23 protein-coding genes and 1 pseudogene are annotated in these 24,089 nt (G+C 71.6%); 10 read left to right on the forward strand and 14 right to left on the reverse strand.

Annotated features, from left to right (window positions below; translation table 11 throughout):
- Positions 1-124: 124 nt before the first annotated feature.
- Positions 125-889 carry an SDR family oxidoreductase gene (locus IEY79_RS28270; protein ID WP_189110457.1) on the reverse strand — a complete coding sequence of 255 codons (765 nt, stop codon included), beginning with the start codon at positions 887-889 and terminating at the stop codon, positions 125-127.
- 345 nt (positions 890-1,234) lie between these two features.
- Between IEY79_RS28270 and IEY79_RS28275 the strand changes: the two genes are divergently transcribed.
- Positions 1,235-1,846 (forward strand): hypothetical protein, encoded by a 612-nt coding sequence (locus IEY79_RS28275; protein WP_189110458.1) that lies wholly within the window; start codon positions 1,235-1,237, stop codon positions 1,844-1,846.
- Positions 1,847-2,006: 160 nt separating this feature from the next.
- On the opposite strand, the gene soxR is transcribed toward IEY79_RS28275, so the two are convergent.
- Complete coding sequence (gene soxR / locus IEY79_RS28280) at positions 2,007-2,477, reverse strand: redox-sensitive transcriptional activator SoxR (RefSeq protein ID WP_189110459.1); 471 nt, start codon at positions 2,475-2,477, stop codon at positions 2,007-2,009.
- A gap of 141 nt (positions 2,478-2,618) precedes the next feature.
- Between soxR and IEY79_RS28285 the strand changes: the two genes are divergently transcribed.
- Entirely contained in the window at positions 2,619-3,080 is a 462-nt protein-coding gene (locus IEY79_RS28285) for a MaoC family dehydratase (protein WP_189110460.1), read from the forward strand.
- On the opposite strand, the gene IEY79_RS28290 is transcribed toward IEY79_RS28285, so the two are convergent.
- Positions 3,071-3,733: a TetR/AcrR family transcriptional regulator gene (locus IEY79_RS28290; RefSeq protein WP_189110461.1), complete on the reverse strand. Its 663-nt coding sequence runs from the start codon at positions 3,731-3,733 to the stop codon at positions 3,071-3,073. The genes IEY79_RS28285 and IEY79_RS28290 overlap by 10 nt on opposite strands.
- 120 nt (positions 3,734-3,853) lie before the next feature.
- Here IEY79_RS28290 and IEY79_RS28295 point away from each other — a divergent pair, with 120 nt between their 5' ends.
- From IEY79_RS28295 to IEY79_RS28305, 3 genes are read left to right on the forward strand one after another with little or no spacing between them, the layout of a single operon-like run.
- Positions 3,854-4,510, forward strand: coding sequence for a TetR/AcrR family transcriptional regulator (locus IEY79_RS28295; RefSeq protein ID WP_189110462.1), 657 nt, complete (start codon positions 3,854-3,856; stop codon positions 4,508-4,510).
- A 14-nt stretch (positions 4,511-4,524) separates the two neighbouring features.
- Positions 4,525-5,292: an ArsR/SmtB family transcription factor gene (locus tag IEY79_RS28300; protein ID WP_189110463.1), complete on the forward strand. Its 768-nt coding sequence runs from the start codon at positions 4,525-4,527 to the stop codon at positions 5,290-5,292.
- Between the two features lie 33 nt (positions 5,293-5,325).
- Entirely contained in the window at positions 5,326-6,297 is a 972-nt protein-coding gene (locus tag IEY79_RS28305; RefSeq protein WP_189110464.1) for a DMT family transporter, read from the forward strand.
- 44 nt (positions 6,298-6,341) lie between these two features.
- On the opposite strand, the gene IEY79_RS28310 is transcribed toward IEY79_RS28305, so the two are convergent.
- The 8 genes and pseudogenes from IEY79_RS28310 to IEY79_RS28345 all read right to left on the reverse strand — a co-directional run bounded on the left by IEY79_RS28310 (position 6,342) and on the right by IEY79_RS28345 (position 15,820).
- Complete coding sequence (locus IEY79_RS28310) at positions 6,342-7,421, reverse strand: zinc-binding dehydrogenase (protein WP_189110465.1); 1,080 nt, start codon at positions 7,419-7,421, stop codon at positions 6,342-6,344.
- Between the two features lie 19 nt (positions 7,422-7,440).
- Positions 7,441-8,853 (reverse strand): aldehyde dehydrogenase family protein, encoded by a 1,413-nt coding sequence (locus tag IEY79_RS28315; protein ID WP_189110466.1) that lies wholly within the window; start codon positions 8,851-8,853, stop codon positions 7,441-7,443.
- A 152-nt stretch (positions 8,854-9,005) separates the two neighbouring features.
- Positions 9,006-10,358 carry an ABC transporter ATP-binding protein gene (locus IEY79_RS28320; protein ID WP_189110467.1) on the reverse strand — a complete coding sequence of 451 codons (1,353 nt, stop codon included), beginning with the start codon at positions 10,356-10,358 and terminating at the stop codon, positions 9,006-9,008.
- Positions 10,359-10,582: 224 nt separating this feature from the next.
- Complete coding sequence (locus IEY79_RS28325) at positions 10,583-11,863, reverse strand: MFS transporter (RefSeq protein WP_189110468.1); 1,281 nt, start codon at positions 11,861-11,863, stop codon at positions 10,583-10,585.
- A pseudogene (locus tag IEY79_RS28330) lies at positions 11,863-12,483 on the reverse strand (citrate:proton symporter); the annotation flags it as partial. The gene IEY79_RS28325 and the pseudogene IEY79_RS28330, both read right to left, overlap by 1 nt.
- Entirely contained in the window at positions 12,414-12,626 is a 213-nt protein-coding gene (locus IEY79_RS28335; protein WP_189110469.1) for a hypothetical protein, read from the reverse strand. The pseudogene IEY79_RS28330 and the gene IEY79_RS28335, both read right to left, overlap by 70 nt.
- A gap of 138 nt (positions 12,627-12,764) precedes the next feature.
- Positions 12,765-15,002, reverse strand: coding sequence for a molybdopterin oxidoreductase family protein (locus IEY79_RS28340; protein WP_189110470.1), 2,238 nt, complete (start codon positions 15,000-15,002; stop codon positions 12,765-12,767).
- A gap of 158 nt (positions 15,003-15,160) precedes the next feature.
- Complete coding sequence (locus tag IEY79_RS28345; RefSeq protein ID WP_373292639.1) at positions 15,161-15,820, reverse strand: TetR/AcrR family transcriptional regulator; 660 nt, start codon at positions 15,818-15,820, stop codon at positions 15,161-15,163.
- 327 nt (positions 15,821-16,147) lie between these two features.
- Between IEY79_RS28345 and hmgA the strand changes: the two genes are divergently transcribed.
- The 3 genes from hmgA (at position 16,148) to IEY79_RS28360 (ending at position 19,608) form a co-directional block, all read left to right on the forward strand.
- Positions 16,148-17,497 (forward strand): homogentisate 1,2-dioxygenase, encoded by a 1,350-nt coding sequence (gene hmgA / locus IEY79_RS28350; RefSeq protein WP_189110471.1) that lies wholly within the window; start codon positions 16,148-16,150, stop codon positions 17,495-17,497.
- Between the two features lie 58 nt (positions 17,498-17,555).
- Positions 17,556-18,305: a GntR family transcriptional regulator gene (locus IEY79_RS28355; protein ID WP_189110472.1), complete on the forward strand. Its 750-nt coding sequence runs from the start codon at positions 17,556-17,558 to the stop codon at positions 18,303-18,305.
- A 109-nt stretch (positions 18,306-18,414) separates the two neighbouring features.
- Positions 18,415-19,608 (forward strand): type ISP restriction/modification enzyme, encoded by a 1,194-nt coding sequence (locus IEY79_RS28360; protein ID WP_189110473.1) that lies wholly within the window; start codon positions 18,415-18,417, stop codon positions 19,606-19,608.
- A 27-nt stretch (positions 19,609-19,635) separates the two neighbouring features.
- Here the strand turns inward: IEY79_RS28360 and IEY79_RS28365 are convergent, their stop codons facing one another.
- Positions 19,636-20,349 (reverse strand): TetR/AcrR family transcriptional regulator, encoded by a 714-nt coding sequence (locus IEY79_RS28365; protein ID WP_189110474.1) that lies wholly within the window; start codon positions 20,347-20,349, stop codon positions 19,636-19,638.
- A 77-nt stretch (positions 20,350-20,426) separates the two neighbouring features.
- Here IEY79_RS28365 and IEY79_RS28370 point away from each other — a divergent pair, with 77 nt between their 5' ends.
- Positions 20,427-21,452, forward strand: a complete 1,026-nt coding sequence (locus IEY79_RS28370) for an ATP-binding cassette domain-containing protein (protein ID WP_189110475.1) — start codon at positions 20,427-20,429, stop codon at positions 21,450-21,452.
- On the forward strand, positions 21,449-22,231 hold the full coding sequence (locus IEY79_RS28375) for an ABC transporter permease (RefSeq protein WP_189110476.1): 783 nt from the start codon (positions 21,449-21,451) through the stop codon (positions 22,229-22,231). The genes IEY79_RS28370 and IEY79_RS28375 overlap by 4 nt, the downstream gene beginning before the upstream one ends.
- Positions 22,232-22,459: 228 nt before the next feature.
- Here IEY79_RS28375 and IEY79_RS28380 read toward each other — a convergent pair whose 3' ends face one another.
- Positions 22,460-22,720, reverse strand: a complete 261-nt coding sequence (locus IEY79_RS28380) for a hypothetical protein (RefSeq protein ID WP_189110477.1) — start codon at positions 22,718-22,720, stop codon at positions 22,460-22,462.
- Positions 22,721-22,988: 268 nt separating this feature from the next.
- The gene (locus IEY79_RS28385) at positions 22,989-23,792 is read right to left on the reverse strand and encodes an SGNH/GDSL hydrolase family protein (protein WP_189110478.1); all 804 of its coding nucleotides are present in this window, start codon (positions 23,790-23,792) and stop codon (positions 22,989-22,991) included.
- Positions 23,793-24,089: the final 297 nt, after the last annotated feature.

Below are 24,089 nucleotides of genomic sequence, written 5' to 3' on the forward strand. Positions count from 1 at the left end.
TGCCTTTCTCAGTCCTGAGCGGTGTCCGATGCCGTGGTGTCCGCCGCCCTCTCGTGGCGTGAACGCCGCTCCCGCCCGAGGATCTTCCCATTCGTGGCCCCGGGTGGCTCCGTCAGGACCTCCCTCACCGGCCGGTACCTTCCCATTTCCGCTGAATCTGGTTCATGCCGGCCAGCCAGCGGTCGGTGTCGCCGGAGCGGGCCCGGTAGTAGTCGGCCACCTCGGCGTGCGGGAGCACCAGGAACCGGTCCTCGTCCATCGCGTCGAACAGCGCGTCCGCGACGTCCCCGGGCTCGATCGCCGTGGGGGCCAGGACGAGTTCGCCCGCCGATCCGGCCGCGGTCAGCATGTCCGTACGGACTCCCTGCGGACAGATCGCGTGGACCTTGATCCCCCGGTGGCTGTAGGTCAGCGAGAGCCATTCCGCGTAGGCGAGGGCGCCGTGCTTGGTGACGCTGTACGGCGCGGCGCCGATCATCGTGAGCAGTCCGGCGGCGGAGACGGTGGAGACGAACCGGCCCTCGCCGCGCTCCAGCCAGTCGGGCAGCAGGATCCGGGAGGCGCGGACATGAGCCATGACGTTGACGTCCCAGGCCGACGCCCAGATCTCCTCGTCGGCGAACGGGTCACCGGCCGTGCCGTAGCCCGCGTTGGCGCAGTAGATGTCGACGGCGCCGCCGAGCGCGTCGCGCGCCTGCTCGACCACGGCGGAGGCCTCGCCGGGTACGGCGATGCCGCCGACGCTCTCGGCCACAGCGTGCGCTTTGACGGCATCGAGATCGTTGACGACGACGCGGGCGCCCCCGGCGGCGAATCTGCCGGCGAGCGCGGCACCGATACCGCCGCCGGCTCCTGTGACCACCACTCGCGCGCCCCGCACCGAACTCATCGGACCTGCCTCTCGGATTCACCGCGGTAGACACCGCTCGACCGAGACAGACTAACCAGTCGGTATGTCGCAGGGAAGGGCAGGCACGGATCGGGTCCGTGTTCACCCCGCCCGGCGCGTGAACTCGCCGCGTTCCGGGCGGCACGGGCCCGGTACCTCCACCGCCGGGCGGACCCGCGCGGGCCGAACGACCGGCCCTCCGCCGTCAATCGGACCGCCTCCGGCGGCAGTCATCAGGGTGAAAACTCAACTGATGACTGCCATCGGATTTTCGATGGAGCCGGATCGGGCACGCGTACGTCTATTGGATGACGCCGATGCAGCAACCGACGGAGGTGGCAGGCGATGGCCGGATTCCGGAGTCTCGCGAGACAGGTGCGTGATCCGCGAAGTGATCTGGCACTACGCCGGTATTCACTGCGTAAGTGCCTTGAACGATTCGCCCCTTATGGGCATCGAGCCACCTGGGACCACCTCTGTGAACGGCATGACATCGAGCCGGAGGACAGAGCTCCCGATCCGGTGCGGCTGATGGCCGCGCTCGACGAACTGGAAGAGGCGCGGGCCGTCTGGCTGGCCTACGAGGCGCAGTTCGCCCAGCGCCGTAAGCGTGAGAAGCACGACGGACTGAGAAGACCGGGCACGTTCGACGACTGGCACCGCCGGACCTGGGGCGGCAACGGCGTGGCGCGGTGCGACGACCCGGCCGTGCACCCGACGGAGCCGCTGGCGGAGGTGCTCCGCCGGCTGATCGCCGGACTGGAGTCGGGACCGGGCGGCGCGTGCCCGGTGTGCGCGGAGAAGGGGATCGTCTGGCGGCCTGATCTCTCGCAGGCTCCCTGGTCGGGACCGGTGTGCAGGGGCTGTGGCATTGTCGTGCCGCGGCCCGTTCTCACGTCCGAGGCCATGGAGCGGGCGAAGCGCGTACGGCAGCGGGAGCTCGCCTCGGTGGCCTGACCCGCCGCGGTGGCGGGACAGGCCGGGGACGGCGGACGGCGGACGTTCTGAGGGGACGGCGCACGTTCGGCGGCGGACGGCATACGGATCGGTCAGGGCGCGCCGATCCGTCAGGACGTACGGACCCGTGAGCGGGACGTACGCGGGGACGACACGACGGCTACTTGGGCGCGCGCTTGCGCTCCGCCAGGAGCCGGGAACCGGACATCCGGTCACCGAACCGGTCGTCCGGGTTGGACAGGACGCATGTCTCCAGCGAGAGACAGCCGCAGCCGATGCAGTCGGTCAGATGGTCGCGCAGCCGGCCGAGCTGTTTGATGCGCTCGTCGAGTTCCGAGCGCCACGCCTGCGAGAGCCGTGCCCAGTCGTCGTGGTTCGGGGTGCGCCCCTCGGGAAGCTCCGCGAGAGCGTCCCTGATGGTGGCGAGCGGGATGCCCACGCGCTGGGCCGCGCGTACGAAGGCGACACGGCGGAGCATGTCCCTGCTGTAGCGGCGCTGGTTGCCACTGGTCCTGCGGCTGCTGATCAGTCCCTTCGCCTCGTAGAAGTGCAGGGCCGAGGTCGCCGCGCCGCTGCGCGCTGACAGCTGCCCGACGGTGAGTTCTTGGATCTTCTCCGGAATCTGCGGCACCCGACCGAGCCTACGGGGGCGCCGTGTCACGCGTTGACAGGACCGGAAGCCCCAACCATGCTGAGCAAGCGCTTGGACACCGCGCGAACGGGACTTGACACGGCGTTTCGGACGGCGCCCGAGAGGCAGGGATCGACAGACATGGCTGAGCCGAGGATCTTCACTTCCGCAGCGGAACTGCACGCGGCCGTCGGCGAGCAGTTGGGACACAGCGACTGGCTGGAGGTCGACCAGGAGCGGATCGATCTGTTCGCCGCGGCGACCGGCGACCACCAGTGGATCCATGTGGACCCGGAGCAGGCGGCGAAGGGACCGTTCGGCTCGACCATCGCGCACGGCTATCTGACACTGTCGCTCCTGCCGGTCCTCTTCCCGCAGATCCTGGCCGTCGAGAACGTGACGATGGGCATCAACTACGGCGCCAACAAGGTGCGTTTCCCCTCTCCCCTGCCCGCGGGGTCCCGGGTGCGCGCGACGGCCGTGCTGAGGGAGGTCGCCGAGGCGGGCGGTGGTGTGCAGGTCACCGCCCTCGTCACGGTGGAGCGCGAGGGCGCCGAGAAGCCGGTGTGTGTGGCGGAGTCGGTCTCCCGCTACTACTTCTGACCTTCGGATCCGGCGGACGGCGGCGGGCCCTCGCGCGCCACCACCATGCGGAGCACGAGGTCGGCGTAGAGCGTGCCGACCTCGCCGGGCGTCCGGCGCCCCTGCGCGTTGAACCAGCGCGCCACGTCGATGCAGAGCGACAGCACCGCCAGGGTGGTGCCCGGCACGTCGGGGACGTCGAACTCCCCGTCCCGCACGCCGTCCTGGAGGATCCGGCGCACGGTCGCGTCGCTGCGTCTGCGCAGTTCGACGATCTCGGCGCGGTGTTCGTCGGCGAGTGCGTCGAGTTCGTACTGGACCACACGCGCCGTGGTGTGGCGGGCCGCGTGCCAGCCGACGAACGAGCGGACCGCGTCGGTGAGCCGTTCGGCCGCGGTGCCCTCGCGGTCCGCGGCGGCGGTCAGGATCTTCAGGGCCTTGTCGTGGCCGATCCGGCTGATCCGGTGGAGCAGTTCTTCCTTTGTCTTGTAGTGGATGTAGAGGGCGGCCGGGCTCATGCCGGCGCGGCTCGCGATGTCGCGGGTGGTGGTGGCGTGGTAACCGCGTTCGGCGAATGCCTCCACGGCGGCGACGAGCAGCCTTCTGGCCGCCTCGGGGGTGACCTCACCCCACGGCATGCCCTCCCCGTCGGCCGTCCGTTCCGCCGTACGCATCGCTCTCGCCCCTTCCGGTCGGCAGAACGCACACCCTACCCCGAAGGTGAGCAAGCGCTTAGGTCTGCGTCCGAACCGCTCTCCCACCCCGGACCGGACCACAGCCATACGATGTGCGCCATGGCCCGACCCCGCAAGCCGCTGCTCAGCAGAGACCGCATCGTCGCGACCGCGAGCGCGCTCGTGGACGCCGAGGGGCTCGGGGCCGTCTCCACCCGCCGGCTGGCCGCCGAACTGGGGGTCAGCGGGCCGTCCCTCTACAACCACTTCCGCAACAAGGACGAGATCCTGGACGCCGTCGCGGACTCCGTCAGCGCGCAAGTCGACCTGTCGATGTTCGACGCGGACGACGTACGGGACTGGCGCACCGCGCTGCACGACTACGCCGTCTCCTACCGCGCCGCGCTCACCGCGCACCCGCACATCGTGCCCGTACTCGCCCAGGGTCCGGGCCGCCGCCCGGCGGGTCTGCGGGTGGCGGACACGGTCTTCGGCGCGATGGTCAGGGCGGGGTGGCCACCGGTCCAGGCCACCCATATCGGGGCCCTGATGCGGTACTTCATCACGGGATCGGCGCTCGGCTCGTTCGCGCGGGGATTCGTGGACGACGAGACGGCGTACGACCCCGCCGACTATCCGCACCTCGGCCAGGCCCATCTGCTGGCCGAGCGGCAGCAGCGGGTGGACGAAGGAGCCTTCGAGACGGGGCTCAGGGCGCTGATCGACGGGCTGGCCGCTCAGTACGAGACAGTTCGGGCCACACCGAAGCGTATCTGAGGCACCCTGGAGGTATGCCGCAGACCACCACCCCCAGCGCCCCCGCCAACACCTCCGGCGACTCCTTCGGCCTTCCCGCCCCGTCGGCCTCCCCCGGCTCGCTCCTCGCGGGCTTCGCCGCGCTGCTCGCCGACGAGACACGCGCCGTGTTCTGTCTGTCCCTGCTGGACGGGCGGGCCTGGACGGCCGGCGAGCTGGCGCGGGAGGCGGGGGTCGCCGCGTCCACCGCCAGCGAGCACATCGGGAAGCTGATCGCCGCCCGGCTGGTCACCGAGGAGCGCCAGGGCCGCCACCGTTACGTACGGCTGGCCGACGCGACCACCGCCGAACTGGTCGAGTCGCTGGCAGCGCACGTCATGCCGGGCCGCGACAGCCCGCACATCGTGCGCGCGTCGAGGGCGAGCGGTGCCATGGCGCGCGGACGTACCTGCTACGACCATTTCGCCGGCCGGCTCGGGGCGGCCCTCACCGATGCCCTGGCACGGCGCGGGCTGCTGCTGATGGACGCGGGCTTCGCTCTCACCGATGAGGGCACGCGGTGGTTCCGCGAGCGGGGAATCGCGCTGGAGGGCGCCGGACGGCGCCCGGTGGTCAGCTCGTGCCTGGACTGGACGGAGCGCCGCCGCCATCTGGCCGGGGTCGCGGGGGCGGGTCTGTGCCGGCTCGCCCTGGAATCGAAGTGGTGCGTACGCATCGGTACGGAGCGGGCGGTGCGGGTGACACCGACCGGCGAGCACGCCTTCGCCGAACTTCTCGGGATCGAGGCGGCAATACTTCGGTGACAGCCGAACTGTTAAGGGCTTAGCATCGCCCGCATGGCGAAATTCTCACCTCCGCGTGCCCAGGCGCGCCGGGCCGCATCGACGGCCGCCCCCGGTGTGCCCACTCCGGCCACCGGCCGCGCGCAGCCGCTGGCCCTGGCTGCGGCCGGGGTCACCGTCGTCCTGTGGGCGTCGGCGTTCGTCTCCATCCGCAGCGCGGGCGAGGCGTACGCGCCCGGCGCGCTGGCGCTCGGACGGCTGCTGACCGGCTCACTCGTGCTGGTCGCGATCCTGCTGATACGCCGTGAGGGTCTGCCCCCACGGGCCGCCTGGCCCGGCATCGCGGTGTCCGGACTGCTCTGGTTCGGCGGCTACTCGGTCGTCCTCAACTGGGGCGAGCAGCTTGTCGACGCGGGCACCGCGTCGCTCGTCGTGAACATCGCGCCGCTGCTCATGGCGCTGCTCGCCTTCCGTCTCCTGGGCGAGAATCTGGCGCCCCGACTGCTCACCGGCATGGCGGTGTCGTTCGCCGGCGCCGTGGTCGTCGGTCTGTCGATGGCCGGCGGCGGGAGCACCTCCGTACTCGGTGTGCTCCTCTGCCTGCTGGCGGCGGTGGCGTACGCGGGCGGGGTCGTCGCCCAGAAGCCCACGCTGGCGTACGCGACGCCGTTGCAGGTCACGACGTACGGCGCGCTGATCGGGGCGGTCGGCTGTCTGCCCTTCGGCTGGCAGCTCGTGCGGGACGCCGCGCACGCGCCGCTCTCCGCGACGCTCAACATGGTGTATCTGGGCGTCTTCCCGACCGCGCTGGCCTTCACGACCTGGGCGTACGCCCTGGCCCGTACGACCGCGTCGCGGATGGGCGCCACCACGTACGCGGTACCGGCGATCGTCGTCCTGATGGCGTGGCTGCTGCTGGACGAGATACCCGGGCCGCTCACCCTCGCCGGCGGTGTGCTCTGCCTGGCGGGCGTGGCGGTGGCGCGCTCCCGTCCGCGCCGGAGCCAAGTGCCGCGGGAAGCCTGAGACTTGGGGCTCCTGGAATGGGGCGGCTGTCGGACGCGGCGCTCTCAGAAGACGATCAGGGCCCGGCCGCCGCGCCCGGCGAGCATGTTCTCGAAAGCCGCCGGAATCCCGCCAAGACCGATCCGCTCGGTCACCAGCGAGCCCAGGTCAAGGCGCCCGGCCCGGACGTGTTCGGCTATGGCAGGGAGATCGCGGACGGGGTCGCAGTTGCCGTACACGCACCCGGACAGTGTGCGGCCCCAGTGGAACAGCTCCAGCGCGTTGAACGTGACCTGCTGGTCCTTGCCGCCGATGCCGACGACCGTGGTCCGGCCGCCCCGGCGGGTGGACTCCCAGGCCGTACGGATGGTGACGGCGCGGCCGACGCACTCGACCGCGACATCCGCCCCCCGTCCTCCGGTGAGCTTGCGGACGTCCTTGGCCGTGGTGGCGGACGAGACGAGATAGTCCGTGGCTCCGGCCGCCCGCGCCAACTCCTCCTTTTCCGGGGAGACATCGACCGCGACGATGGTCGACGCCCCGGCGATCCGGGCGGACTGGAGCACCGCCAGACCGACCCCGCCCACGCCGAAGACCACGACGCTCTCGCCCGCGCGCACCTTCGCGGAGTGGTGCACCGCGCCGTATCCGGTGAGGACGGCGCAGCCGAGCAGCGCCGCGTCGGTCAGCGGGATGCCGTCGGGGGCGGGCAGGACGCAGTTGGCGGCGACGACCGTCTCCTCGGCGAACGTGGCGACGTTCAGGCCGGGATGGAGTTCCCTCCCGTCGGCCGCACGGGCGTGGATCGCGCCCGCGCCGGCCAACGCCGAGGCGCAGAGCCAGACTTCGCCGAGCCCGCAGTGGTGGCACTCTCCGCAGGACGGCGCCCAGTTGAGGACCACACCGTCGCCCGGCGCGACATGGCCGACGCCCTCGCCGACGGACAGGACGGTGCCCGCGCCCTCGTGGCCGAGGACTGCGGGGACCGGCACCCTCATGGTGCCGTCGCTGAGGGACAGGTCGGAGTGGCAGACCCCGGCGGCGGCCAGGCGGATCCTCACCCGGCCGGGGCCGGGCTCGGGGAGTTCGATGTCGGTGAGCTCCAGCGGAGCTCCGACGGCGGGCAGGACGGCGGCGCGGACCACGATCGGTTTCTCTCCCGGCTCAGAACTGGAGGGACTTGGTCTGGAGGTACTCGGCGAGTCCGTGCCGGCCGAGTTCCCGGCCGACGCCCGACTGCTTGTAACCCCCGAAGGGCGCGAGGGGGTTGAACCTGCCGCCGTTGATGTCGACCTGGCCGGTGTCCATCCGCCGGGCGAAGGCGACGGCCTCACTCTCCTCGCCCGCCCACACCGCGCCGGCGAGGCCGTAAACGGTGCCGTTGGCGATCCGCAGTGCGTCGTCCTCGTCCTCGTACCTGAGGATGGACAGCACGGGGCCGAAGATCTCCTCCTGGGCGATCGTCATCTCCGGGGTGACATCGGCGAAGACGGTCGGGGCGATGAAGTAGCCGGTGTCGTGCGGTGGTTGGGCCCCGCCCGCGACCAGCCGGGCGCCTTCGGCGACGCCCTTGTCGATGTAGCCGCGCACCCGGGCGTGCTGGGCGGCGTTGACGACGGGGCCCAGACGGCACAGTTCGTCCCGCGGGTCGCCCGGCCGGTACGGGGCGACGGCCGCCACGGCGGCCTCCACGGCTTCGTCGTAGCGGTCGGCGTGGACGAGCATGCGGGTCCACGCGCTGCAGGTCTGACCGGAGTTGGTCATCACGTTGGCGACCCCGGCCTTGACGGCCCTGGCGTGATCGGCGCTCGGCAGGATGACGTTCGCCGACTTCCCGCCCAGCTCCAGTGCGACCCGCTTGACCGCGGCTCCGGCGGTGGCGCCGATCCGGCGGCCCACGGCGGTGGAGCCGGTGAAGGAGACCAGGTCGACGTCCTCGTGCGCGGCGAGCGCCTGCCCGGCGACCGTGCCGATGCCGGTGACCACGTTGACGACGCCCGGGGGCAGCCCCGCCTCCCGGACGGCCTCGGCGAAGAGCTGCGCGGTCAGCGGGGTGTCCTCGGCGGGCTTGACCACGATCACGCAGCCGGCGGCGAGCGCGGGGGCGACCTTGGCGACGATCTGGTGCAGCGGGTAGTTCCAGGGGGTGATCGCGCCGACGACACCCACCGGCTCCATCAGCACCGTCGAGTTGCCGATCCGCTCCTCGAAGGCGTAGGAGGCGGCGAGTTCGGCGTACGAGCCGGCGACGGCCACCGGCGACGACGCGTGCACCGCCTTCGACAGCCGCACCGGCGAGCCCAGTTCGGCGGTGACGGTCTCGGCCGTCTCGTCCTTGCGGGCGGCCATCACGTCCCGCAGGGCCGCCAGGCGCGCCGCGCGTTCGGCGGGCGGGGTGGCCGCCCAGCCGGGGAAGGCGGCCCGTGCGGCACGTACGGCGGCGTCGATGTCCTCGGCGGTGCCGGCCGGGACCTCGGCGATGACCTGCTCGGTCGCCGGGTTGACGACGGCGATGGTCCCGGTACCGGCGGCGGGGCGCCACTCGCCGCCGATGTACATGCTGCTCCGTGCCTTCATCGCTGTTCCTCCCGGGGGACTGCCGCGTGCGGCCGCGGTCCGGTGTCGCCGGGACCCAAACTAGCGGTGTTAGTTTTCCGGCGCCAGGGACTCCGGGAGTCCCGAACCTCACATCCGACGGCGACGTCCCGTCCCCAGGCCCCGGCCCGTCGTCACATGTCGAGGCCGGGCATGTCCATGGGCGCGGGACAGATCCGCCGCCCGTAGTGGTCGAAGACATAGAGGTGCGCCAGGTCGACCAGGAGCGGCACCTGCGCACCCGTACGCAGGCGCATGTCCGGCCCGGTCCGCACGACGAGGTCGCTCGCCGTGATCGCCGGGCGGTCCGGGGTGTACGTGGCCGAGGCGTCCGCCTCCGGTTCGTCCAGGACCACGACGGGCCCCGACACATGGCCGGGCACATGCGCGGCGGCCCGTTCCCTCAGCCGCTCCAGCACCCCCGGTCCGCCCCGGCGGCGGCGCGGGGCCGTCCTCGGCCGGGGCGATTCGAGGTCGGGCACCACGGCGGGCCGCGAACCGGTGTTGAGATGCACCAGCGCCTCGTGCCCCTGGTACTCCATGTGCTCGACGATGCCGCTCAGCGCCACCTCGCCGGGGCGCGCCTGGCTCGCGGGCGCGATGCGCGCCGCCTCGGACCGCAGCCCGACGATGATCTGCCGGCCCTGCTGGATCCGGAGCAACTGGTGGTCGGGGCTGAGGGGTTCGGGCAGCGGCAGACGCTGCCGGCCGAGGTCGATCGACATCCGGCCCTGGAGGGGCGCGTAGACGACCGCCTGGAGCAGATTGATACGCGGGGTGCCGATGAAGGCGGCGACGAAGACGTTCCGCGGCAGCGCGTACACCTCGCGGGGTGAACTGACCTGCTGGAGCACGCCGCCGCGCATCACCGCGACCCGGTCGCCGAGCGACATCGCCTCGGCCTGGTCATGGGTCACATAGACCGTCGTGACCCCCAGGTCGGCGGTCAACTGGGCTATCTCGGCCCGCAGATGGTTGCGCAGCTTGGCGTCCAGGTTGGACAGCGGCTCGTCCATGAGGAAGGCCGACGGACGCCGCGAGATGGCGCGGCCCATCGCGACACGCTGGCGTTCACCGCCCGAGAGCTGGCTGGGGTAGCGATCGAGGACGTTCTCGATGCCGAGCATCCGGGCGGTGGCCTCGACGCGTTCCGAGCTGTCCTGCCGGGGATTCTCCAGGCGGAGGGGGAAGCCGATGTTGTCGCGGTTGGTCATGCTCGGGTAGAGCGCGAAGTTCTGGAACACCATGGCCATGCCGCGCTCGCGGGGCGGCATGTGGTTGGAGCGCTCGCCGTCGAGCAGCAACTCCCCCTCGGTGATGTCCTCCAGGCCGGCGATCATGCGCAGCACGGTGGACTTGCCGCAGCCCGAAGGGCCGAGCAGCACCACGAACTCACCGGGGTCGATGTCCAGGGAGAACCGGTCGACGGCGCGTGTGGCCCGTCCGTACACCTTGCTGACACTGTGCAGAGAGATGGCGCGAGTCATGTGGATTCCGCCCGGAAGGTGAGGTTGAGCGCCTGCGACGCCTGAAGTTAGCCGACTACTCGGGGTCAGGGAATGACCTGGGGCGTCACAGGTGACACGTGGGCCGATACACGGCGGGGGCGGTACGGCAGATGGTGGGGGCGGGGTCCGGACAGGAGTCGTAGGGCGTCTCGTTCAGCCCCGGCGCGGCCCAATCCCCGCCCCGCCTCGGCCCCGCTCCGGCCTCAGCGACGGTCGCGGCACTCTTCGGCGGGTACGGGCGCTTCCTCACGGGCCTTCGCCGGGGCGAGTGCGGGTGACGCCGGGGCAGGATCGCGTGGCGTGCTCCGTACGCCCAGACCCGCCGCGCCCACCAGCAGCACACCGAGCATCATGAACGGCGCGCCCGTACCCGCGACTCCGGCGACGAGCCCGGCGGACGCGGGGGCGGCGACCTGTCCGAGACGGTTGCCGGTGAGCCTGAGCGCCAGCGCGGTGGAGCGCGCCCCGGCGGGCGCCGCCCGGACGACGGTGGTCATCGACAGCGGCTGACCGACACCGAGGCAGAAACCGAGCGCCACGAGCATCAGGGCCATTCCCCAGACCGGCACGGGCAGCGCGATCCCGGCGCAGAGCAGCCCGCCGAGCAGACAGGAGGCGGTGAGCAGGGCCGTGCGCCCCAACCGGTGGATCATCGGCGTCATCACCAGCCGGCACGCGATCGCGGCGGCTGCCCGCAGGCTCAGCAGCACACCGATCGTGGTCGGTGAGATGCCCCGGTCCTCTCCGACGACCGGGAGATAGGCGGTGAGGATGTCGGTCGCCGACAGCACGGCCAGGCTGACGAGGATGCCGCTGGGGACGCCACGGGTGCGCAGGATGCGCCGTACGGGCACCTTGCCGGACGTGGACTTCTGGTCCGGCCCGCCCCGTTCGGCGGGCGGGTTCGGTGCGACCGGCGGCTCGATCCGGCGCAGACAGGTGAGGGAGACGGCGGCGACCCCCGCCGAGACGACGAGGGCGAGGGCGCTCGTACGCCCCATCGCACCGTCGTGGCCGGAGACCAGCAGCCCGGCGGCGACCGGCCCGACGAGCTGGCCGAGCGAGGCGCCGATGGTGAAGTGGCCGAAGTTGCGGTCCTGTTCGTCCGGGCCGCTGCGGCGCGCGACGATGGACTGCGCGCCGATGACGAAGCAGAGATGGCCGAGGCCCATCACTCCGCTCCAGGCGGCGAGCGCGGCGAGTGAACGCGCCGTACCGCTGAGGCCGCAGCCCACACCGATGAGCGCGGCGCCGACGGCGAGGAGCGGGACGCACCGCCCCCGGTCGGTCCTGCGCCCCAGCGGTACGGCGGCGAACAGCGGCAGCAGCGCGAACACCCCGGCGATGACGCCGACGGCGCGCTCGTCGGCGCCGAGTGCGAGGGCCCGGTAGGAGACGGCCGGCCGTGCCATCGACACGGCCGCCTGGGAGAAGGCGAAGGCGATGACGAGTCGGAGCAGCCAGCGGCGGTCTCCCACCGGCATCAGACGATGCCGAAGAGTATCGCGGCCGCGAGCACGACCAGTGAGGTGAGGACGGCCCACTTGACGGTGAATTTCGTGTGGTCGCCGAATTCGACCCTGGCCATGCCGACGAGGACGTACACGGCGGGGACGAGAGGGCTCGACATGTGGAGGGGCTGGCCGACGATCGAGGCGCGGGCCACCTCCAGCGGGGAGACCCCGTGCGCCGCGCCGGCCTCGGCGAGGACGGGCAGGACACCGAAGTAGAAGCCGTCGTTCGACATGAAGTAGGTGAGGGGCAGGCTGAGCAGCCCGGTGACGAGGCCCATGTGCGGACCCATGCCCTCCGGAACGGCGCTCACCAGCCAGTCAGCCATGTGTTCGACCATACCTGTGCCGGTCAGGACGCCGGTGAAGACGGCCGCCGCGAAGACCATGCCGGAGACATTCAGGACATTGTCGGCGTGGGCGGCGATCCGGGCGCGCTGGTCGGTCATGGAGGGGAAGTTGACCGTGAGGGCGAGGGCGGCGCCGAGCAGGAAGAGCACCGGGATGGGCATGAGCTGCGTGATCATCGCGGCGAGCAGGGCGAGGGTGAGGCCGGCGTTGAACCAGTAGAGGCGCGGGCGCACTCGATGACGTAGTCCCCCAGCTTGGCGCCCTGACCGATCAGGACGCAGAAGAGCGCGGGGATCAGTACGAGCGCGGCGATCGGCGACATCTTCTTCGTCATGATCAGCACCAGGAAGGTGGCGATCATGACGAATCCGAGGATTGTCAGCATATGGGGTACCTCACGTTCACCCTTGAACTCCCACCCGGATCGGCGGTGCGGATGACGTCAGGTGCCGCTTCCTGGCGTTAACAAGATGTTGACGCGCGAGCAATACGCGCAAAACCCCAGGTCACACAGGGGTGCTGGTCAGGCGGGGGCCACCTCGACGGGAAAGCCGTTGAGCACCGACGTCCCCGACAGCGGGTCGCGACGGCTGCCGTCGAGCAGTTGGTTGACGTTGACGCCCGGCCGGGCGTGGGCCACCGCCATCCGGGTGCCCGGACGGTCGTGGCCCCAGCCGTGCGGCACGCTCACGACCCCGGCCCGGACCGTGTCGGTGATCTCCACCGGGATCGTGATCTCGCCCGCCTCGGTGGTGATACGCGCCGGTCCGCCGTCCGCGAGACCGAGCCGTTCGGCGTCGGCGGGATGGACCTGTACGGTGCAGCGGTTCGAACCGCCGTTGAGCGTCGGCACGTTGTGCATCCAGCTGTTGTTGGAGCGCAGATGGCGGCGCCCGACGAGCACCAGGGACGCCGGTACGTCCGCGAGCGCGGCACGCAGCCGGGGCAGATCGGCGGCGATCGGCGCGGGGAGCAGTTCGACGCGTCCGCTGCGGGTCTTGAGGATTCCGGGGATGCGGGGCTTCAGCGGCCCGAGGTCGATGCCGTGCGGCCGGTCGGCGAGCAGGGCGAGGGTGAGCCCGGCCGGGTCGGCGCCGAAGCCGTCCCCGTACGGGCCCAGGCGCAGCATCAGGTCGAGCCGGCGCTCGGGGCCGCCGGCGCCGGTGAGCGCGGCGGCGAGTTCCTTCGGGTCGCGTCCGTGGACGGGGGACAGCGGGTCGTCGACGGCCTTCGTGAGCGTGTCCTCGATCACCTGGTCGTCGACGGCCGACGGGTCGGCCCCGTGCATCCCGCCCAGGGCGAGGGCAAGCCGCGCGAGGATCTCGCACTCGTCCATCGATCCGGCGTCAAGCGGAACGGCGGGCGGGCTGTAGCGGACCTGGTTGCGTACGGCGAAGCCGTTGAAGACGAAGTCGAAGTGGGCGCTCCGGGAGGGCGGCGGCGGAGGCAGCACGACGTCCGCGTGGAGTGAGGTCTCGTTGAGGTACGGGTCGATGCTGACCATGAAGTCCAGGCTGTCCAGCGCCCGGCCGAGGCGGCTGCCGTCGGGCGCGGAGAGCACGGGGTTGGCGGCGAGGGCGATCACCGCGCGGATCCGCCCGTCGCCGGGTGTCTCGATCTCCTCCGCGAGGACGGAGATGGGCAGTTCGCCCTTGGCCTCCGGATGGCCGCCGACCCTGCTGGCCCAGCGGCCGAGCGCGAATCCCCTGCCGGGGCCCGCCGGGCGGGGGGCGTTGTCGGTGGCGGAGAGCGGGAAGAGCGCGCCGCCCGGCCGGTCGAGGTTGCCGGTGAGGATGTTGAGCACGTCGACGAGCCAGCTGGTGAGCGTGCCGTACTCGACGGTGCAGCTTCCGATGCGTCCGTAGACGGCGGCAGTGGGGGCGGCGGCGAGTTCGCGGGCGAGGGTACGTATCTCCTCGGCGTCCAGGTCGCAGGCGGCGGCGACGGCGTCGGGCGTGAAGTCCTCTGTCGCCGCGCGGAGTTCGTCGAGCCCTTCGAGATGGGCGGTGAGCGCGCCGGGGTCGGTGAGCCCTTCCTCGAAGAGGACCTGGACGAGGGCGGCGAGCAGCAACGCGTCGGTGCCCGGCCGGATCGCGAGGTGCCGGTCGGCGAGGCGCGCGGTACGGGTACGGCGCGGGTCGACGACCGTGAGGGTGCCGCCGCGCCCGCGCAGCGCCTTGAGTTTGCCGGGGAAGTCGGGCGCGGTGCAGAGACTGCCGTTGGAGTCCAGCGGGTTGGCGCCCAGGAGCAGGAGATGGCCGGTGTTGTCCAGGTCGGGCACCGGGATGGCGAAGGCGTCGCCGAAGAGCAGGCCGGACGAGACGTGCTTGGGCATCTGGTCGAGCGTGGAGGCGGTGAAGAGGTTGGGGGTGCGCAGCATGCCGAGCAGGACGGGCGGATAGAGAACGCCGGCCATGGTGTGCACGTTGGGGTTGCCGAGGACGGCGCCGACGACCGCCGTTCCGTGCTCCTCGATCAGCGGGCGCAGCCGGGCGGCGACCATGTCGAACGCCTCGTCCCAACTGGCCTCCCTCAACTCGCCGTTCTCGCGGATCAGCGGGGTGCGCAGCCGGTCGGGGTCGGCGTCCAGCTCTCCGAAGGAGGCGCCCTTGGGGCAGATGAAGCCCTTGCTGAAGACGTCGTCGCGGTCGCCGCGTGCTCCGGTGACCGTGGTCCCCTCGATGGTGAGGGTCAGTCCGCAGGTGGCCTCGCAGAGAGGACAGACGCGCAGGGCGGTGCGGGCGGGGCCGGTGGGCGGCATGGGTCCTCCAGGGACGGCGGCGATGACGCGCGGGCTGCACCCGAGCATACCGACCGGTACGGACGAAGGAGGAGGATCGCCGATTCCGTCGGCGGTCGGTCGCCGGCGGTCGGTCGCCGGCGGTCAGCGGTCAGCGGTCAGCGGTCAGCGGTCAGCGGTCAGCCCAGGGTGCGTGCCAGATACGCGCGGACCAGCTCCCGCGTCTCGGTGATGATGTCCGGATCGCCCGACGCGTCCGTACGGAAGGCGAGTTGGAACAGCGCGTCCGCCGCCTCGACGGCGACCAGGACCATCCGGCGGAGCCCGGCGTCCGGCGCGCGGCGCAACTGCGCGGCGAGCAGGGAGGTCAGGCGGTCCGCCACACGGTGGTTGGCGTCGGGCACCGGCTCGCCGTCGGCGGTCCGCGCCGAGACCTGGCCGGGCGCGGCCGCCGGAACCCTGGTGCCGAAGTCGACCAGCCCGAAGCCGGGCACCGTGCGCTTCATGGCGAGGTACTCGTCGAGGATCGCGTCCAGCGCGGCCCGCCAGTCGGCCGCCGGGATCGCCGCGAGCCGGCGCTCGACGCGGTCGGCGTACCTGTCCAGGTTGCGCCGGGCGAGCGCGTCGGTCATGGCGCGCTTGTTTCCGAAGAAGCGGTACACCGAGCCGATGGGCACACCCGCGCGGTTGGCGACGGCACGGGTGGACAGCTCCTCGTAGCCGGTCTCGTCCAGCAGTTCGGCGCAGGCGTCGAGGATCCGGGCGAGCCGCGCCGCGCTGCGCTGCTGCATGGGGACCCTGCGGAGGCCGTCGTGGGTGTCGGCGCTGACTCCGTGCACGGGCTGGCCCACCCTTCGGCGAGAGGTGCGGTGGCAGTTGTGCGGTGACGGACGCGTGCGACAGGCGCGTGCGACCGCGGCTCTTCGAGTCTCCCTCGCGAGGGGCCGCTCTTCGAGACGGCGCGACCGTACTTCTGTTCGCCGTTTCCGTGCGCCGTCTCTCCGCGTCTCGCTCCGCCCGGCCGCCTCTTTCGGTCAACGCGGCCTGCCCCGTTGACGCGCGACCGACGGAATCCTACGGTGATGCATAGGATTCATGGAACGCGAGCAGAGACGCGCGGACGCACGCGGACGCGGCCATACGCCAAGAGCGACACGGGAGCGACGATGAGCGGCATCGAGCAGGCCAGGAAAACGGCCGAGAGCCTGGCGTACGCCACCGGCTTCGGCAACGAGCACAGCTCGGAGGCCGTCTCGGGCGCCCTGCCCGTCGGACGCAACTCGCCGCAGAGAGCCCCGCTCGGCCTGTACGCCGAGCAGTTGAGCGGCAGCGCCTTCACCGAGCCCCGCGCGCGCAACCGCCGCTCCTGGCTCTACCGGATCCGCCCGTCCGCCGCGCACCCGCCGTTCACCCGGACCGACAACGGCGCGCTGCGCGGCGCGCCGTTCACCGAGTCCGTGCCCGACCCCAACCGGCTGCGCTGGAACCCGCTGCCGGCCCCCGCGCCCGGCACGGACTTCCTGGCCGGCCTCTGGACGCTGGGCGGCAACGGCGACGCCGCGCGGCGCACCGGCATGGCCGTGCACCTCTACCACGCCAACTCCCCCATGACCGACCGGGTGTTCAGCGACTCCGACGGCGAGCTGCTGATCGTCCCCGAGCACGGCGGGCTGCTGTTCGTCACGGAGTTCGGCCTGCTGGCCGCCCGCCCCGGTGAGGTCGCGCTGATCCCGCGCGGGGTGCGCTTCCGGGTCGAGCTGCTGGACGAGACGGCGCGCGGCTATGTCTGCGAGAACTACGGCCGCCCCTTCGTCCTCCCCGACCTCGGCCCGATCGGCGCCAACGGCCTGGCGAACGCGCGTGATTTCCTCTGCCCGGTCGCCGCCTACGAGGACGTCGAGCGCCCGACCGAGGTGGTCAACAAGTTCTGCGGGAACCTGTGGACGGCGACGTACGACCACTCCCCGCTCGATGTCGTCGCCTGGCACGGCAACCATCTGCCGTACGTCTACGACCTGCGCCGTTTCAATGTGATCGGCACCATCAGCTACGACCACCCCGATCCGTCGATCTTCACGGTGCTGACCTCGCCGTCCGACACCCCGGGACTGGCGGGTGTCGACTTCGTGGTCTTCGCCCCGCGCTGGCTGGTCGGCGAGAACACCTTCCGGCCGCCGTACTTCCACCGCAACGTGATGAGCGAGTACATGGGCCTGATCGAGGGCGCGTACGACGCCAAGGCGGAAGGGTTCGTGCCCGGCGGCGGGTCGCTGCACAACATGATGTCGGCGCACGGCCCCGACCGGGAGACGTTCGACCGGGCCAGCGCCGCCGAGCTGCGGCCGCGGCGGATCGACGACGGTCTCGCCTTCATGTTCGAGACGCGCTGGCCGGTGACCGCCACCGCCCAGGCCGCGACGGCCGGACACCTTCAGACGGGTTACGACGAGGTGTGGCAGGGTCTGGAGCGCCATTTCAGGCCCACGCCCGGAGCGGCCCCCATCGAGGGACCCTGACCCCGGACCGGACCGCCCCGGACCGGTCCCGGTCCCATCCGCCCGACTCGGAGCCGCCGTGACCGCATTCGCCCCCGATTCGCTGGTCCTCAACCGCAAACTGCCGCTCTGGTACCAGGTGTCGCAGTCGCTGCGCGCCTCCATACTCGGCCGGCGTCCGCAGGACCCGCTGCGCCTTCCCACGGAGGAGCAGTTGGCGGGGCACTACGGCGTCAGTGTGCTGACGATGCGTCAGGCCCTCAAGGAGCTGGAGCAGGAGGGCCTGATCAGCCGGCACCGCAGGCGCGGCACCTTCATCGAGCCCGGCGCGCGGCGCGGTGCGCCCCGCCGGCTGCTGGGCTCCGTCGACGCGGTCGTGGCACAGCAGTCGGGCGAGCGGACGACGGTGATCGGCCACGGCCGGGAGCCGATGCCGGGCGAGCTGGCCGAGTACTTCCCCGGCGTCGAGGAGGTCGCCCTCTACCGGCGGCTGCGCCGCGACGGCGAGAGCGGTGAGCCGACCAACTGGGCGGAGAACGCGCTCCGTACGGAGATCGCGGACCGGCTCGATCCCGGCGATCTGGAGCGCTGGCCGATGACCAAGGTCCTGCGCGACGTGCTGGGGGTGCGGATCGGCCGGATCACGGACACGGTGGAGGCGACACTCGCCGACCCGGCCACGGCCGACCTGCTCCAGGTGCCGCTGCTCAGCCCGATCCTGCACTACACGGGTGTCACGTACGACGCGGACGGCCGGGTCGTGGACGTGGCCAGGATCCGCTACCGGGGCGACCGCTTCTCCTTCTCGGTGACCATGGAGACGGACTGACCCGGCACTCGGCCGGGTCACGCCCCGACCGGTGGGAGGACCCGCCGTCGGACCCGGTCGGTACGCTTTCGCCGACGGCACGTACCGGACCGGGGAGGGGTGTGCCCGTATGACGGCCCCGCTGCTGAGCGACCTCATGCCGTGGTCGGCGGCGCCGCTGCGTCTCGGCCGTGGCTGGATCCTGGCGCCCGACGCCGCGTCGCTCACCGCGCGCTGGGACGCGCTGATACGGGCCACGGGCGCCGAGCGTGAGGCGCTGTTCCGGCCGACCCGGTCGCGTACGCCACGGAGCGCGGTCGCCGCGCTGCCGGGGCAGCCCACCGGCACGGGGAGGTTCGCGCGGGAGTCCGGACGGTGCCCGGAGCCGTTGCGGGTGGGGCACGGGCCGTTCGACGAGCGTTATCTGATCCCCGACCACCGGTTGATCGACGCGGCCAGGCCGGAGCTGTGGCGGGTCGCCGACGAGCGTCAGCTCTTCGCCGTGGAGCAGGGATTCGTCCCCGGGGCCGAGGGTCCGGCGCTGCTGGTGAGCGCTCTGCTGCCGGACGGCCGCTCCCCCGCCGGGCGGCCCGGCCGGATCCGGCCGCTCTACCGGCGGCCGGGTGGCGTCGAACCCAATCTGACGCCCGGGCTCCTGGCGACGCTGAGCAGACGCCTCGGACACGACGTCACCCCGCGTCAGTTGCTCGACTGGGCGGTCGCGGCGGCCCGGCCCTCGGCGCGCGGCTGTGTCGTGCCGCTGACCGCCGACCCGGACCTGTGGACCACCGGCACGGAGCTCGGCACCCTGCTGACGGGCGTCCAACTGCGCGGCGCCCGGGGCGGGGAGCGCCGCCGGCTGCCCGGTGGCCGGCGCCCGTACGTACGCGCCGCGATCCCCGCCCGCCCCACGACGATCGGTTACGACTCCGAGGACGAGACGCTCCACCTGGGTGACGGCCGGATCTCACCGGTGCCGGCCGGGGCGTGGGACTTCCAGGTCGGCGGCGTACGGATGATCGAGCTCTGGTTCGAGCGCCGCGCGGAGCGGCCGGAGCCCGGCACCCTGGAGGCGATCGGCCCGCGCGCCTGGCCGCAGGAGTGGACCTCGGAGCTGCTGGAGCTGATCACCGTCCTGGCGCTGCTGGCCGGACTGCGGCCCCGGCAGCGGGAGTTGGGTGAGGCGCTGGCGGAAGGTCCGGCGATCGGAACCGACGAGTTGCGGGCCGAGGGCGTGCTGCCGGTACCGGACACGGCCCGGCGGCCCGCGTCGGTGCTCGACCACCACGAGGAGGGGCCGGAGGGCCAGTTCGCCCTGATCTGAAGGGCGTCGACCGCTGCCGACGGCATGTCACTCCTGCTCGAACCCGTCGAGCACCCGGCTCAGCGCCCGGTCGAAGACCCCCTCCATGTCGATCGGACCCGAGTCCTCCATGAAGGCCGCCGCCAGCCGGGGGTACTGCCCGGAGGAGATCTGCTGGGACAGATAGGCCATACGGATCTCGTGCTCCCGCTCGGGCGGCCAGGGCAGGGTCCGGGCGCGCTCGGCGGTCTGGATCTCGTTGGCGACGTAGGTGGTGACGATGCCGTTCACCATGGCCACCAGCTCCATCTTCCGGCCGTACGGGAGATCGAGCGGGTCCAGGCACCAGAGGCTGAATTCGAGGTACTTGATCGCGTTCGGGCCGAAACCGTAGGTCGCCGACATGAGACGTGACATCCACGGATGGCGCCGCATGATCTCCCGCGCCCGGTGGGCGAGGGCCGTCAGATCGGCCCGCCAGTCGCCGGTGGGCCGCTCGGGCAGGTCGTGCTCCTCGGCGACCAGGTCGGCCATCAGCTCGTACAGGTCCTCCTTGCGCGGCACGTAGTTGTACAGCGACATCGTGCCGCAGCCCAGCTCCCCCGCCACGCGGCGCATGGAGACGGCCTCCATGCCGTCGGCGTCCGCGATCCGTACCGCGACGGCCGCGATCTCCGCGCGTGTGTGCGACGGCCTGGGGCCACGGGCGGCGCGCTCCGGACGCGACCAGATCACTTCGGGTTCAGCAGGTCGCCCCGCCATCGGTCATCACCTCGCCGGCCATTCTCCCTCAGGCATTCAGTTACGTACGGCGTACGTAGTGGGCTACGATGAGCCGCATGGATACTACGTACACCGTACTTAGTGAAGGCCTGGAGAAGCGTTTCGGTGGGGTCCACGCCCTGCGGGGACTGGACCTCGCGGTCGCCCGAGGCACCGTCTGCGGGGTGCTGGGACCGAACGGCGCGGGGAAGACCACCGCTGTACGCGTCCTCACCACGCTCAGCGCACCCGACGGCGGATCCGCCCGCGTCGCCGGGCACGACATCGTCAGGGAGGCGGCGGCGGTACGGCTGGCGATCGGCGTCGCCGGCCAGTACGCCTCCGTCGACGGCGAGTTGACCGGCCGGGAGAACCTCCGGCTCTTCGCGAAACTGCTCCGCCTGAGGGGAGCGGCCGGCCGGGCCCGCGCCGACGAGCTGCTGGAACGGTTCGGCCTCACCGAGGCGGCCGACCGGGCCGCCCGCACCTACTCCGGCGGCATGCGCCGCCGCCTCGACCTGGCGTCCAGCCTGCTCACCAGGCCCCAGGTGCTCTTCCTCGACGAGCCGACGACCGGCCTCGACCCAGGGAGCCGCGGCCAGATCTGGACGGCGGTACGGGAGCTGGCCGACGAGGGGACGACGGTCCTGCTGACCACGCAGTATCTGGAGGAGGCCGACCGGCTGGCCGACGACATCGTGCTGATCGACCACGGCCGGGCTGCGCACCGGGGCACTCCCGCCGAGCTGAAGTCCCTCATCGGCTCCTACGCGGAGGCGGTGCTGCCCGAGGACGCCACACAGCCGGTGTTCCTCACCGCGGCCGGTGTGCTCGACCGGCTGACCGGCGCCGAGCCCGTGATCGACCGGGAGCACCGGACCGTGGGGGCCATGGCGACCGGCGGCACTCTCACGCTCCCCCGGATCGTCCGCGAACTCGACGCGGCCGGGGTGCCGGTGATGGACGCGAGCCTGCGCCCGCCGACACTCGACGAGGTGTTCCTGCGCCTGACCGGCGGCGCGGGGGCGACCGCGACAGCCGCCGGGACGAGCGGCCCGGCGCGACCCGTGTCCCGTACGGCCGGCGAGGAGAGAGCCGCATGAGCACCGTCGCCTACGACAGCACCGCCGTCCTCGGCCGCCATCTCCGGCGGATCAGACACTCCCCGGGCGTGGTGGTCCTCACCCAGACCATGCCGATCACCATGCTGCTCTTCTTCGGCTTCGTCTTCGGCAGCGCGCTCGCGACACCGGGCCAGGAGTACCGGGCCTTCCTGGTGCCGGGGCTGCTGGCGGCCACGGCGGCCGGCGGCATCATGACCGGCATGTTCCAGTCCTCGCAGGACGTTCAGCGCGGTGTGACGGACCGGTTCCGTACGATGCCGATGAGCCGGATCGCCGTGCCGCTGGGCCAGACCGCGGCGGATCTGCTCACCACGGCGATCGGCATGGTGCCGCTCGTACTGGTCGGACTCGCGGTGGGCTGGCGGATCGACGGCGGCGTGCCGGGCGCGCTCGGGGCCTTCGGCCTGCTGCTGCTCTTCCGCTTCGCGACCAACTGGGTCGGCGCGTATCTCGGGCTGCTCATCCGCAACGAGGAGATCGCCGGTCAACTGGGCAGCGTCACCTTCGTCCTGCCGCTGCTCTCGAACGCGTACATCCCCACCGATGGCCTGCCCGGCTGGCTCCGGGTCGTCGCCGAGTGGAACCCGATCAGCGCGGTGGCGGCGGCCGTACGCGATCTGTGCGGCAACGCGTCGCCGAGCGCCGACGCGGCCTGGCCGCTGGCCAACCCGGTGTCGAGCGCGCTGCTGTGGGGTCTGGTGATCCTGGCGGTGTTCGTGCCGCTGACCGTCCGCGCCTATACGCGCAGCGGCGAATAACCGCCCGCCCGCGCGCTGTTGCGCCGCTCCGTCCCCTGTCGCCGCCGGTTCACCTGGCCGGGTGGTGATTCGGCGGCACCTCTGGGGACGGTCCCGGCGCTCGGCGAACACACCGACGCATCGCCGCGGGCCCTGGGAGTGACGGGCGAGCGGGGTGCGGCGCTGCGTCGGGACGGCGTGATCGCCCGAGCGTGGTCCGGGGGCCGGCGACCGCCGGCCCGGCTGAGGTCAGCGGCGGCTGCCGAAGAGTGACCGCCGCAACCGCCTGAGCGGTGCGAACAGGGAGACACGCGCGCTCTTGCTCCTGCCGGTCCGCACCTCGTCGCGCGAGGTCAGCTCCCGCATGAGACTCGTCGCCTCGGCCGTCTCGCGCTGCGGGACGGCAGGGCCGCCGAGCACCGACAGATGACGGTCGAGCCGTGAACTGGTCGCGCTGCTCCCACATGTGATGGCAGGGACTCGCGCCCTGCTGTGCACTATCTGATCCATGTCACTCCCCACCCGTACGAGGGCACCCGGCTCGGGCAGGTTAACCCTATCGCCCTCATGGGACACACGTGTATCCCGCCTCAGGGATTGACAACACCCGTTGGGGGATGGCAGTTCGCCCGGTGAATCCATTGTATTCCAGGGCGAGTTGGACAATCGACCCCCGAGCGGTTCGATGAGATCGAACGTCGATTCCTGTCCGCCCGCCCAAGGGGGGCGGGCGGACAGGCTTCTCACCGGCGGTCAGTTCGTACGATCCGCGATTGGGTCAGACGGCCGAAGAGAAGGCCGGCAGATAACCACCCGACTGGCCCTGCGCGGTGGGGTGGTACGACTCGCCGATCGGGAAGCTGACGCTGTGCAGCCACGACGCCGACGAGCAGATCTCATGACCGGTGAAGGGTCCGGTGACGTCCGCGAAGCTGTAGCCGTGGTCGGCGGCACGCTTGGCGAGCAGGTCGTTGAGGTGGTCCGCGGCCCCGTTGATCGCGCCGCGCTCGGTCTCGGTCATGCCCACCAGGCAGGAGCCGTTGAGCTTGTAGAAGCGGGGGTAGCCGATCACGACGACCTTGGCGGCGGGCGCCTTGGCGCTGATGGCGTTGTACACCGAGTCGAGCTGGCCGGGCAGCGTGTTCGTGACATAGCTGCGGGCCTGGTTCACGCGCGCGACGCAGCTGGCCTCGGACTGGAGGACGCAGGTGGTCATCACGTCCGCGAAGCCGGCGTCGTTGCCGCCGACGGTGATGCTGACGAGGTCGGTCCCGGAGTTGACGGGGCCGAGCTGACCGCCGGTCACGTCACCCGTACGAGCGCCCGAGCAAGCGGTGAAGGCGAACGACGAGGGTGAGTTGGCCGCGGCCCAGAGGGACGGGTACGCCTTGCTGCTGCGCTTGCAGTCACCGCTGCCGCTGTCGTACGAACCGGACCCCAGGCCGGAGGAGTAGGAGTCACCGAGGGCGACGTAGTCGAGTGCCGCGTTCTCGGCCGCCTGGGCCTGGCCCGCGCCGGTGAAGGCGAGGACCGCGCCGAGCAGGAGCGTGGACGAGAGGGCGGCGAATCTGGACAGCTTCATGGAACCTCCATTGAGCAGGATCTCTGCCTCAACGTTCGTACCAGGGACGGGACTTGACCGTAAGTGTCCATGCCAAGTCAATCTGGTGAGAACTTACTGATGGACGCGCGTATACCGAGCGAACCAACTCGAAGCGGATGCCGGGCAACGGACTGAGTCAACCGGAACACGGATGTTCCGGGAACCACCGTCGAAGTAAGGCCAAATCGCAAATAGGCACGGTCACGTCGCAGCCCTTGCCATACAGTCGTAAGTATCAATACCTTCGGACATCCACCCGCATCGGACCGTCATGGA

Origin of the sequence: Streptomyces camponoticapitis (genome assembly GCF_014646115.1) — a bacterium.
Taxonomy (GTDB): Bacteria; Actinomycetota; Actinomycetes; order Streptomycetales; family Streptomycetaceae; genus Streptomyces; species Streptomyces camponoticapitis.

What these genes read in the sequence shown, in the direction of transcription:
- IEY79_RS28270 (WP_189110457.1), bottom strand. Translation starts at nt 889, where the DNA reads ATGAGTTCGGTGCGGGGCGCGCGAGTGGTGGTCACAGGAGCCGGCGGC.
- IEY79_RS28275 (WP_189110458.1), top strand. Translation starts at nt 1,235, where the DNA reads ATGGCCGGATTCCGGAGTCTCGCGAGACAGGTGCGTGATCCGCGAAGT.
- IEY79_RS28285 (WP_189110460.1), top strand. Translation starts at nt 2,619, where the DNA reads ATGGCTGAGCCGAGGATCTTCACTTCCGCAGCGGAACTGCACGCGGCC.
- IEY79_RS28290 (WP_189110461.1), bottom strand. Translation starts at nt 3,733, where the DNA reads ATGCGTACGGCGGAACGGACGGCCGACGGGGAGGGCATGCCGTGGGGT.
- IEY79_RS28295 (WP_189110462.1), top strand. Translation starts at nt 3,854, where the DNA reads ATGGCCCGACCCCGCAAGCCGCTGCTCAGCAGAGACCGCATCGTCGCG.
- IEY79_RS28300 (WP_189110463.1), top strand. Translation starts at nt 4,525, where the DNA reads ATGCCGCAGACCACCACCCCCAGCGCCCCCGCCAACACCTCCGGCGAC.
- IEY79_RS28305 (WP_189110464.1), top strand. Translation starts at nt 5,326, where the DNA reads ATGGCGAAATTCTCACCTCCGCGTGCCCAGGCGCGCCGGGCCGCATCG.
- IEY79_RS28315 (WP_189110466.1), bottom strand. Translation starts at nt 8,853, where the DNA reads ATGAAGGCACGGAGCAGCATGTACATCGGCGGCGAGTGGCGCCCCGCC.
- IEY79_RS28320 (WP_189110467.1), bottom strand. Translation starts at nt 10,358, where the DNA reads ATGACTCGCGCCATCTCTCTGCACAGTGTCAGCAAGGTGTACGGACGG.
- IEY79_RS28325 (WP_189110468.1), bottom strand. Translation starts at nt 11,863, where the DNA reads ATGCCGGTGGGAGACCGCCGCTGGCTGCTCCGACTCGTCATCGCCTTC.
- IEY79_RS28335 (WP_189110469.1), bottom strand. Translation starts at nt 12,626, where the DNA reads ATGCTGACAATCCTCGGATTCGTCATGATCGCCACCTTCCTGGTGCTG.
- IEY79_RS28340 (WP_189110470.1), bottom strand. Translation starts at nt 15,002, where the DNA reads ATGCCGCCCACCGGCCCCGCCCGCACCGCCCTGCGCGTCTGTCCTCTC.
- hmgA (WP_189110471.1), top strand. Translation starts at nt 16,148, where the DNA reads ATGAGCGGCATCGAGCAGGCCAGGAAAACGGCCGAGAGCCTGGCGTAC.
- IEY79_RS28360 (WP_189110473.1), top strand. Translation starts at nt 18,415, where the DNA reads ATGACGGCCCCGCTGCTGAGCGACCTCATGCCGTGGTCGGCGGCGCCG.
- IEY79_RS28365 (WP_189110474.1), bottom strand. Translation starts at nt 20,349, where the DNA reads ATGGCGGGGCGACCTGCTGAACCCGAAGTGATCTGGTCGCGTCCGGAG.
- IEY79_RS28370 (WP_189110475.1), top strand. Translation starts at nt 20,427, where the DNA reads ATGGATACTACGTACACCGTACTTAGTGAAGGCCTGGAGAAGCGTTTC.
- IEY79_RS28375 (WP_189110476.1), top strand. Translation starts at nt 21,449, where the DNA reads ATGAGCACCGTCGCCTACGACAGCACCGCCGTCCTCGGCCGCCATCTC.
- IEY79_RS28380 (WP_189110477.1), bottom strand. Translation starts at nt 22,720, where the DNA reads ATGGATCAGATAGTGCACAGCAGGGCGCGAGTCCCTGCCATCACATGT.
- IEY79_RS28385 (WP_189110478.1), bottom strand. Translation starts at nt 23,792, where the DNA reads ATGAAGCTGTCCAGATTCGCCGCCCTCTCGTCCACGCTCCTGCTCGGC.